We start from the raw sequence: 8,701 nt of genomic DNA on the forward strand, positions 1-8,701 counted from the left end.
ACACCCGCAGCACCACCGGCCACCTGGCCGCGAACGGCCACACCAGCCACACCGGCCTCGCAGATGTCGCAGATGTCGCAGATGTCGTAGATGTCGCAGACCGGGCTGAGCACACCGCCGCCGAGGCCGCCCACGCCGGGGCGCTCACCGTGCTGGACGACGACCGCGCCGACGCCTTCGCCCTGCCCGGACCGCTCGCCCGTCCCGCCGACCCCGGCCGCATCGTGGTCACCACCGGGATGCTCCGCGCCCTCACCGGCCCCGAACGCGCCGTGCTGCTGGCCCACGAACAGGCCCACCTCAAGGCCCGCCACCACCTCTTCCTCGCCGCCACCGAGTACGCCGCCGTGCTGCACCCCGCCCTGCGGCCGCTCCGCGCCCCGCTCGGCTACCAGCTCGAACGGTGGGCCGACGAGGTCGCCGCCCAGGTCACCGGAGACCGCACGCTCACCGCCCGCGCGGTCGGGCGGGCCGCCCTCGCCGCCGCCGGCGCGCCCCGGCCCGACCGGCCCCGGCTCGCCCCCGCCGCCCATTCCGGCCCGGTCCCCCGTCGGGTCGCCGCCCTGCTCACCCCGCCCCGCCCGCTGCACCGCACCGCAGGCCGCACCGCCGCCGCCCTCGCCCTCGCCGCCTGCCTGGCCCTCACCGCCTCGGCCTCCCTCGAAGCCGCCGCCGACCTCCACGACAACGTCGAAGCCGCCCAGACCCACTGACCGGCACGGCACCCGCCCGGGAGCCCGGTGAGCAGCCCCGGGCCCGCGTGAACGGGCTCGTCACGGGCCCACCGAGTGCACCGCGAAGCAGCAGCAAGGGAGACCGACAGCATGCCCGTCCAGCCGATCACCGTCCTCGGCGAGTGCGTTGCCGATGCCTTCGTCCAGTCCCCCGACGCCGGCCGCCTCGCCGCCCCCGGTGAGCTGATCCTGCAGGTGCACGCGGGCGGCGGCCCCGCCAACACCGCCGTCGGCCTGTCCCGGCTCGGCAGCCCGACCCGGTTCGTCGCCCGCCTCTCCGAGGACACCTTCGGGCGGCTCTTCCGCACCCACCTGACCGCCTCCGGGGTGGACCTCTCCTTCAGCGTCCGCGCCACCGAACCCAGCACCCTCGCCGTCGCCGAGCTCGACCGGGACGGCCGGGCCTCGTACTCGTTCCACGCCGAGCGCACCGCGGACTGGCAGTGGCGGCCCGAGGAGCTCGCCGCCGTACCGCTCACCGGCACGGCGTGCGTCCACACGGGCTCGCTCGCGCTGATCCGCGAGCCGGGCGGCCGGGCGGTCGAGGACTTCCTCGACCTGGTCCACCGGGCCCCCGGCCGGCCGACCGTCTCGATCGACCCCAACGTCCGCCCGCTGCTGGTGGATCCGGCCCGCTACCGCGAGCGGCTGGACCGCTGGTGCGCAGCCGCCGACCTGCTCCGGCTCTCCGCCGAGGACCTCGGCCTGCTGCTGCCCGGCGTCCCGCCGGAGGCGGCCTGCGACCGGTGGCACGCGGCCGGGGTCAGGCTGGTGGTGATCACCCTCGGCGAGCAGGGGGCCCTGGCCTCGCTCGACGGCACCCGGGTCACCGTCCCGGCCGTCCCCGTCCAGGTCGTGGACACCGTCGGGGCGGGCGACGCGTTCACCGCCGGGCTGCTGCACCACCTCGGCAGCCACGGCCTGCTCGGCGGCGGACTCGACCGGCTCACCGCGCAGGACACCGCCGCGGCCTGTGCGTACGCGTCCAGGGTCGCCGCCCTCACCTGTGCCGTGCCCGGCCCCAACCCGCCCTGGGCCGGGCAGCTCACCGCCGGTCCGGCCGACGATCCGACCGGCACCGCCCCGGACCGCCCGGCGTCCCGGCCCACACCCCGGGCGGCCGTCCGACCGCACGTCAGCCCGTCGTACGACGGCCGAACGGGTGAGGCCCAGCTGACAGAGTGAATCCGGTCTGCCGAACCGTTCCCTCCCCCGGCCGACCCCCGTCGGCGCCGCCGCCGGTCCGCTGCGGTACGAAATATCCGGCAACTCCGTCGCCCCGAGAGCTCCCAGCCGTACCCTGTGTGCGGGTATGCGGGGGACACGACACGGGCGGCGGCGGATGGCGACTCGACGGGGGGAGAGCGTGGTGCTGGACAGCCAGGGCGCGGCCCACGCAGGCCGTGTCTCACCCACCGAGATGGCCAGGGTGCACGAGCTCACCCTCGCCGGCGACACCTCGCCGCTGCTGCCCCGGCCGGAGATCGGCGACTCCTGGGAGCGGCTGCGCCGCCTCGGCCTCGACCCCGAACACGGCCGCAACGCCAACCGGATCACCGCCGCCGAGGTCGAGCACCGCCGCCGCGAGTCCCACCTCGCCGAGGTCCTCCCGGTGCTGCGCTCCACCCTGCTGCTCCCCTCCACCGGGACCCCGCTGCTGTTCGCCGTCGCCGACGCGGAGGGCCATGTGCTCTGGCAGGAGGGCGCCCGCCACCTGCGCCGGAGCGCCGACGGGATCGGCTTCGACAACGGCGCCTGCTGGTCCGAGGACGCGGTCGGCACCAACGGCATCGGCATGACCCTGCGGGTCCGCCGCCCGATGCAGGTCCACTCCACCGAGCACTACCTGCGCAGCCACCACGCCTGGACCTGTGTCGCCGCCCCGGTCCACGACCCGCGCACCGGACGGCTCACCGGCGTGGTCGACCTCAGCGGCCCGGCCCGGACCATGGCGCCCTACCTGCTCCAACTCGCCGCCACCGCCGCCCGGCTGGCCGAGGCCGAACTGCGGGCCCGCCAGCTGGAGGCGCTGCACCAGCTGCGCACCGTCGCCGCACCGCTGCTCGCCCGGGTCGCCGAGCCCGCCATGGTGGTCGACGACGACGGCTGGACGGCCGCCACCCACGGCCTGCCGCCGGTCGCCCGGCTGCGGCTGCCCGCCGACGGCTGGGCCTCCTCGGACATCCACTGGCTGCCCGCGCTCGGCGAATGCGCCGTCGAGCCGATGGCCGGCGGCTGGCTGATCCGGCCGGTCAGCAGCTCGGCCGGAGCCATCGCCGAGCAGACCGAACGGGCCGCCCTCCGGCTGGACCTGGGCCAACCGGGCCACCCGAAGCTGCTGGTCACCGGCGCGGCCGGCAGCTGGTCGCACGCCCTCAGCCCGCGCCACGCCGAACTCCTGCTGCTGCTCGCCGTGAACCGGGAGGGGCTCAGCGCGGCCCAGCTCGCCGAGGCGCTCTTCGCCGACCGGGCGCGCACCGTCACCGTACGCGCCGAGATCTCCCGGCTGCGCCGCTACCTGGGCGGACTGCTGGAGCACCGTCCGTACCGGATCGCCCACTCGGCCTCGGTCTCGGTGACCGGCCCCGCCGATCCCTACGACCTGCTGCCGACCTCGTCGGCGCCCGCCGTACGGGAGTTGCGGGCCGGCCTGCTCACCGGCAGCTGCCGCCTGCCGAGGTGACCCTCCGACGCCGCCCCTCATGTGCCGGTCGGTCTCAGAAGCCGACCAGCTCGGCGAGTTGCTCGTCGGTCGGCCCGGCCGCCGCCTCCGCCGCCTCCGAGACGCACGCGTACGTACGCAGCAGCCAGGACTTCACCGTGGCCTTCGAGACCTCCAACAGAGCGCTGCCGTGCGGGGATTCCAGGGCGAGGTGGAGCGTCGAGCCGTGACAGGGACAGTACGCGGGCCAGAGCTTCACGTCGCCCTGCCCGCTCAGCCCTTCGAGGCCGTCGCGCAGCAGTTGCCGAGAGAAGACCCAGTCCGCCTCGTCCGCCCGGCCCAGGTGGAAGGTGAGCTGCACCTCGTACGGCCGCTCCGGGTCGTACCGGAAGCGCGTGCGCACCTCTCCCACCAGGTCCTGTTCCAGCGCGATCCGCAGCGTCATGACCTCCTCCACCGGCGCCGGAGCGGCGGTGAGTCTGCCCGCCTCGTCGCCCGTGGGGGTGGCGGCGAGCGGCGGGTTGGCGGAGGCTGACAGCGGGTCGCGCGGCATGACGATCTCTCCGAGGCGGCTGGGGTTCAGGCCAGCGTCCTGCACGGTGCCGTGTCGAGCAAGAGTTGCAAGAGGTTGCATCCGACCGTTGACCGGCCGGGCTCCGAATCCACACGAGCACATGCCAGACGCATCGTCAATTATCGGACACGTCATACCAGTCGTCGTCATCGGCCCGTTGCCTACGAGGGCTGGCGGAGCAGCCGTACGCCGCTGATACCCTCGTGCTCCAGCCCGGATGAGGCGGGGAGAGGACACGGCGGGGGGCCGGGGAGGGCGTCCGACCATGAATACGAAGCTTCGCGACAAGCCGCACGCGCGGCAGCAACACGCCGGTGACGCGCCACCGTACAGCGCTGACGCCGCGTCACACGGCGTGGTGACGCGGGAGTACATCGGCCTGGCCCGCGCGAGCGCACGGTCCGGACGGCACGGTCGGCCCAGGCCGTTCGGCGGCTTCCGGCTGCCGAGTCTGCGCTTCTCCGGCGCGGCCATGGCGATGTCCACGGTGCTGGGCATCAGCGTCGCCACCACCTGGCTGCTCAGCGAGCAGCAGAACATCGGCCGGCGTCCCGGGGTGTCCAACGTCGGGGCCAGCCCGCCGCTGCCCAGCCCGGACCAGGCCGACGCGACCGGCCTGCCGGCCACCCCCGCCCCGAGCGGTCCGGCGCGGGCCGAGGTCCCGTCGAACGCCGCCAGGGCACTCGGCACTCCCAGGACAGCGCCCCGGGGCACGGTGGCGCCGTCCACCACCGCCCCGGCGACCGGTTCGCCGTCGGCCTCCCCCTCCGCCCGGACCGGAGGGCAACCGTCCGCGTCCGGCGGCGCCCCGAGCGCGGCGGCGTCCAGCGCGCCGCCGCCGTCCGCCTCGCCGGGCGGCACCGCGAGCTCCGGCACCGCAAGCCCGAGCGGCAGCGCAAGTGCCAGTCCCCTGGCCAAGACCGGCCCGCACCCCGATACCGGGCTGTCCGGACAGGGCTCGGCCGACCCGGTCGGCACCACGGGCATCCGGCACACCCTCGCGCTGGCCGTCGGCGAGAACGTGACGGCGCTCCAGGTCGAACTCCGGCTGGCCCGGCCCGAGGCACTGCCCGGCACCGCACCCTGGAGCAGCCTGCCGGGAGCGGTGGTGACGATCGCCCAGGACCGCGGCACCCTGGTCTACCGCTTCACCGCACCCGACGGCCTCGACCTCGCACCCGGCCGGTACACCTTCGGCGTCCGCGGCGCCCGTCCCACCGACGGCCCCGATCGCCCGCCGCAGGAGACCTGGGCGGCCTCGGCCTTCGCCCTGGACGACCCCCGGGCCCTGGCCGTCCGAGGCACCTTCACCTGACCATCGGTCACCTGCCCTGCCGGCACTCGGAAACCGCCCACACGGCGGCCCGGGGGGTGCAGGAAGCCGTGCGACCGTCCCCGCGCCACCGCAGGACCGCTCGCACAACTCCCGGATACCCGGAGCCCGGAGCCGGGCTCAGCGTCCGCGCACCCGCACCGCCCGCCGCAGGTCGTCCACCTGGTCGGCCAGCACCCGCCGCAGCGAAGGCGTCAGGTCCTCCCCGGCCAGGCACGCCTCCGCCAGCCGGACCGTCTCCGGCTCCGCACGGCCCGCCGGGAACAGCACCCGGCCGAGCACCCTGGCCACGGTCGTCCCGCGCTGCCCCGCAGCGGGGAGTTCGGCGAAGTAGCGCCGCACGTAGTCCTGCTGGAGCTGCTCGGCGCCGGACCGCCAGAAGCCCTGCGCGGTCGCGCTCATCAGGTGGTTGGAGAGGGCGCCGTCGGTGAAGAGCTGCTGCCAAGCCGCCGCCTTCGCCTCCGGTGCCGGCCGCGCGGCCCTGGCGCAGGCCGCGCCCTGGTGGGCGCTGCTGCTCGGGTCAGCGGCCAGTTCGGCGGCGATCCGCGCCTCGTCGGCCAGACCCTCCGCCGCGAGCCGGGCCAGGGCGGTCCAGCGCAGCTCGGTGCTGAGCTCGCCGGCCGGGCCGCCGTCGGTCAGCCAGACTTCCAGCTCGGCGAGTTGCTCCGGTCCGGTGGCGTTCTCGATCGCGCCGCGCAGGGCGGCGATCCGCAGGCCGTCCCCCGCGTCGGGGCGGGCCAGCAGCCGGCGGGAGAGTCCGGCGAGGCGCGCGGCGGCGGCCGGGCGATCGGCCGGGGCGAGGTAGTCGGCGATCAGCTTGGTCCGGGCGAAGGTGAGGACGGCGTCGACCACCGTATCCGCGTCCTCGGCCGGCAGCTGGCTCTCGGCCAGGTCCAGGTACTCGGCGGGTGCCAGCTCCGCGTCGCGGACCAGGTCGCGGGCGTTCTCCCAGAGCACGGCGCGGGCGAGCGGGTCCTCGATCCGGGAGAGCGAAGTGGTGACCGTCCGCCAGGAGTCCTCGTCCAGGCGGATCTTGGCCCAGGTGAGGTCGCCGTGGTTGGGCAGCAGCAGGGCGGCGCGTGCGGTTCCGGCCGACTTGGGCAGGGCGGTCCGGCAGCCGGGTTCGACCTCCGCCTCGAAGCGGTCCCGCAGGACGAGGGCGCCGTCGGACCGCCGGTCGTACACCCCGACGCCGACCCGGTGCGGCCGGGTGCCGTCCGGGACGAGTTCGGCGGCGGCGACCCGGTCGGCCTCGTCGTACCGGACGTCCAGCCGCAGGGTGTCCACGCCGCTGGTGCGCAGCCAGCGTTCGGCCCAGCCCTGGACGTCCCGGCCGCTCGCGGTGGCCAGCGCGTCCAGGAAGTCGGCGAGTTCGGCGTTGCCGAAGCGGTGCCGGGCGAAGTGCTCGTTGATGCCCGCGAAGAACGCCTCGTCGCCGAGCCAGGCGACCAGCTGCCGCAGCGCGGAGGCGCCCTTGGCATAGGCGATGCCGTCGAAGTTGACCATCGCCTCGGCCAGGCTCTCGATACCGGTGGCGGCGATGGGGTGGGTGGTGCTGCGCTGGTCGGCGTCGTAGCCCCAGCCCTTGCGGTTGACGCCGAAGCCGGTCCAGGAGCCGGTGAAGCGGGTGGACTCCGCGGCGATCCGGTAGCCGAGGTACTCGGCGAAGGACTCGTTCAGCCACAGGTCGTCCCACCAGCGCATGGTGACCAGGTTGCCGAACCACATGTGGGCCATCTCGTGGGCGATCACCACCGCACGGAGCTCGCGTTCCGCCTCGGTCGGGGCGGAGTGGAAGAGCAGTTCCTCGTTGAAGACCACGCAGCCGGGGTTCTCCATCGCGCCCCAGTTGAACTCCGGGACGAAGGCCTGGTCGTAGCGGCCGAACGGATAGCGCTCGTCGAAGAGTTCGTGCAGCCGGTCGAAGGAGGCCCGGGTGACCTCGAAGATCTCCTCGGCCTCGCGGTCCAGGTCGGCGGCGAGCGAACGGCGGGCGTGCAGGCCGAACGGGATGCCGTCGTGCTCCGCGTAGCGGGAGTGCAGCGGGCCCGCGACCACGGTGAACAGGTAGGTGCTGATCGGCTGGGTCGGCGCGAACTCCCAACGTTTCCCGGCCGTGTCCTCCCCCGAGTCCGTACGCTCCGCCGGACCGTTGGCGACCAGGGTCCAGTCCGCCGGGGCGGTGGCGGCCAGCCGGAACGGTGCCTTGAGGTCGGGCTGGTCGAAGCACCCGAACACCAGCGGCGCGCTGTCGGGGCCGCAGGCCGCGTAGAGGTAGACCGCACCGTCGGCCGGGTCGGTGAAGCGGTGCAGGCCCTCCCCGGTGCGCGAGTAGCGCATCTCGGCCTCGACGCGCAGTTCGTTCCCGGCGGCCAGGCCGGTCAGGGCGAGGCGGTTCCCGTCGAGGTCGGCGGGGTCGAGCTCGCGGCCGTTGAGGACCACCCGGTGCAGCGCGGCGGGCTGCAGGTCGAGGAAGGTGGCGGCGCCGGGCTCGGTGCAGTCGAAGCGGATCACGGTGGTGCTGCCGAACACCTCCTCGCCCCGGGTGAGGTCCAGATCGACCTGGTAGTCGCGAACCTGGACGAGTCGGGCACGGATACGGGCCTCGGTACGTTGAAGAGCTGGCATCCCTGCATGCTCGCCCCGGCGGGCACCGGTGGGCAAGACCTTTCCGGGCCGGTCGGCCGGGCCGCCGGCGGTCCGGCTCCGGTCCGCGTGAGGCCACGTCAGGACCGTGTCAGGACGGTCGGCGCCCAGCCGGTCGCCACTGGTCAGCCGGGCCGAGGTGGCTAGTGTGGGAGCCTGCGGAGAGCTGCAACCACCCATCCCAGGAGGAGAACTGTGCCGACGGACCTGGCCCAAGGCGGCAACGCGCCGCTCACCGCCACCCGGGTGACGGTCGAGGTGACGGCCCCGAAGCCGCTGGACGTCTCGGGGCTGCTGCTGACGGAGGCCGGAAAGGTCCGCTCGGACGCCGACTTCGTCTTCTTCAACGCCCCCGCCGGTCCCGGCGTGACCCACCGGCCGGCCGCCGGCGGCACGCCGGACGCGATCACCGTGGACACCGCCGCGCTGCCGTCCGAAATCAGCAAGATCGTGGTCACGGCCAGCCTGGACGACACCACGGCGACCTTCGCGGGCACCGAACCGACCGCGACCGTACGGGACGCGGCCAGCGGCGAGGTGCTGGTCACCTTCACCCCGCCCCGGCTCGGCCGGGAGACGGCGCTGGTGGTGGTCGAGGTCTACCGGCGCGGCGGCAGTTGGAAGGTCCGTGCGGTCGGCCAGGGCTACGCGAACGGACTGGCGGGCATCGCCACGGACTTCGGCGTCTCGGTGGAGGAGCCGGGCCGGGCGGCGGCACCGGCCGCCGCCGCGCCCCCGAAGCCGGTCGTCCC

7 protein-coding genes are annotated in these 8,701 nt (G+C 75.0%); 5 read left to right on the forward strand and 2 right to left on the reverse strand.

Annotated features, from left to right (window positions below; all coding sequences use genetic code 11):
* The 3 genes from UK12_RS30850 to UK12_RS30860 all read left to right on the forward strand — a co-directional run.
* Window positions 1-713: M56 family metallopeptidase (locus UK12_RS30850; RefSeq protein WP_156179035.1), on the forward strand; the 713-nt coding region annotated here is incomplete at its 5' end.
* A 111-nt stretch (window positions 714-824) separates the two neighbouring features.
* Window positions 825-1,919 (forward strand): carbohydrate kinase family protein, encoded by a 1,095-nt coding sequence (locus UK12_RS30855; RefSeq protein ID WP_063838352.1) that lies wholly within the window; start codon window positions 825-827, stop codon window positions 1,917-1,919.
* Between the two features lie 157 nt (window positions 1,920-2,076).
* On the forward strand, window positions 2,077-3,417 hold the full coding sequence (locus UK12_RS30860) for a helix-turn-helix domain-containing protein (RefSeq protein WP_045306510.1): 1,341 nt from the start codon (window positions 2,077-2,079) through the stop codon (window positions 3,415-3,417).
* A 34-nt stretch (window positions 3,418-3,451) separates the two neighbouring features.
* On the opposite strand, the gene UK12_RS41800 is transcribed toward UK12_RS30860, so the two are convergent.
* Complete coding sequence (locus tag UK12_RS41800) at window positions 3,452-3,949, reverse strand: SsgA family sporulation/cell division regulator (RefSeq protein WP_197085308.1); 498 nt, start codon at window positions 3,947-3,949, stop codon at window positions 3,452-3,454.
* Between the two features lie 286 nt (window positions 3,950-4,235).
* Between UK12_RS41800 and UK12_RS41805 the strand changes: the two genes are divergently transcribed.
* Complete coding sequence (locus UK12_RS41805) at window positions 4,236-5,285, forward strand: hypothetical protein (RefSeq protein ID WP_197085309.1); 1,050 nt, start codon at window positions 4,236-4,238, stop codon at window positions 5,283-5,285.
* Window positions 5,286-5,423: 138 nt separating this feature from the next.
* Here UK12_RS41805 and pepN read toward each other — a convergent pair whose 3' ends face one another.
* Window positions 5,424-7,931, reverse strand: coding sequence for an aminopeptidase N (pepN, locus tag UK12_RS30875; protein WP_045306512.1), 2,508 nt, complete (start codon window positions 7,929-7,931; stop codon window positions 5,424-5,426).
* A gap of 213 nt (window positions 7,932-8,144) precedes the next feature.
* Between pepN and UK12_RS30880 the strand changes: the two genes are divergently transcribed.
* A partial coding sequence (locus UK12_RS30880; RefSeq protein WP_197085310.1) for a TerD family protein occupies window positions 8,145-8,701 on the forward strand: 557 nt, incomplete at its 3' end.

The sequence above is a fragment of the Saccharothrix sp. ST-888 genome (assembly GCF_000955975.1).
Taxonomy (GTDB): domain Bacteria; phylum Actinomycetota; class Actinomycetes; order Streptomycetales; family Streptomycetaceae; genus Kitasatospora.

What these genes read in the sequence shown, in the direction of transcription:
- UK12_RS41805 (WP_197085309.1), top strand. Translation starts at nt 4,236, where the DNA reads ATGAATACGAAGCTTCGCGACAAGCCGCACGCGCGGCAGCAACACGCC.
- pepN (WP_045306512.1), bottom strand. Translation starts at nt 7,931, where the DNA reads ATGCCAGCTCTTCAACGTACCGAGGCCCGTATCCGTGCCCGACTCGTC.
- UK12_RS30855 (WP_063838352.1), top strand. Translation starts at nt 825, where the DNA reads ATGCCCGTCCAGCCGATCACCGTCCTCGGCGAGTGCGTTGCCGATGCC.
- UK12_RS30860 (WP_045306510.1), top strand. Translation starts at nt 2,077, where the DNA reads ATGGCGACTCGACGGGGGGAGAGCGTGGTGCTGGACAGCCAGGGCGCG.
- UK12_RS41800 (WP_197085308.1), bottom strand. Translation starts at nt 3,949, where the DNA reads ATGCCGCGCGACCCGCTGTCAGCCTCCGCCAACCCGCCGCTCGCCGCC.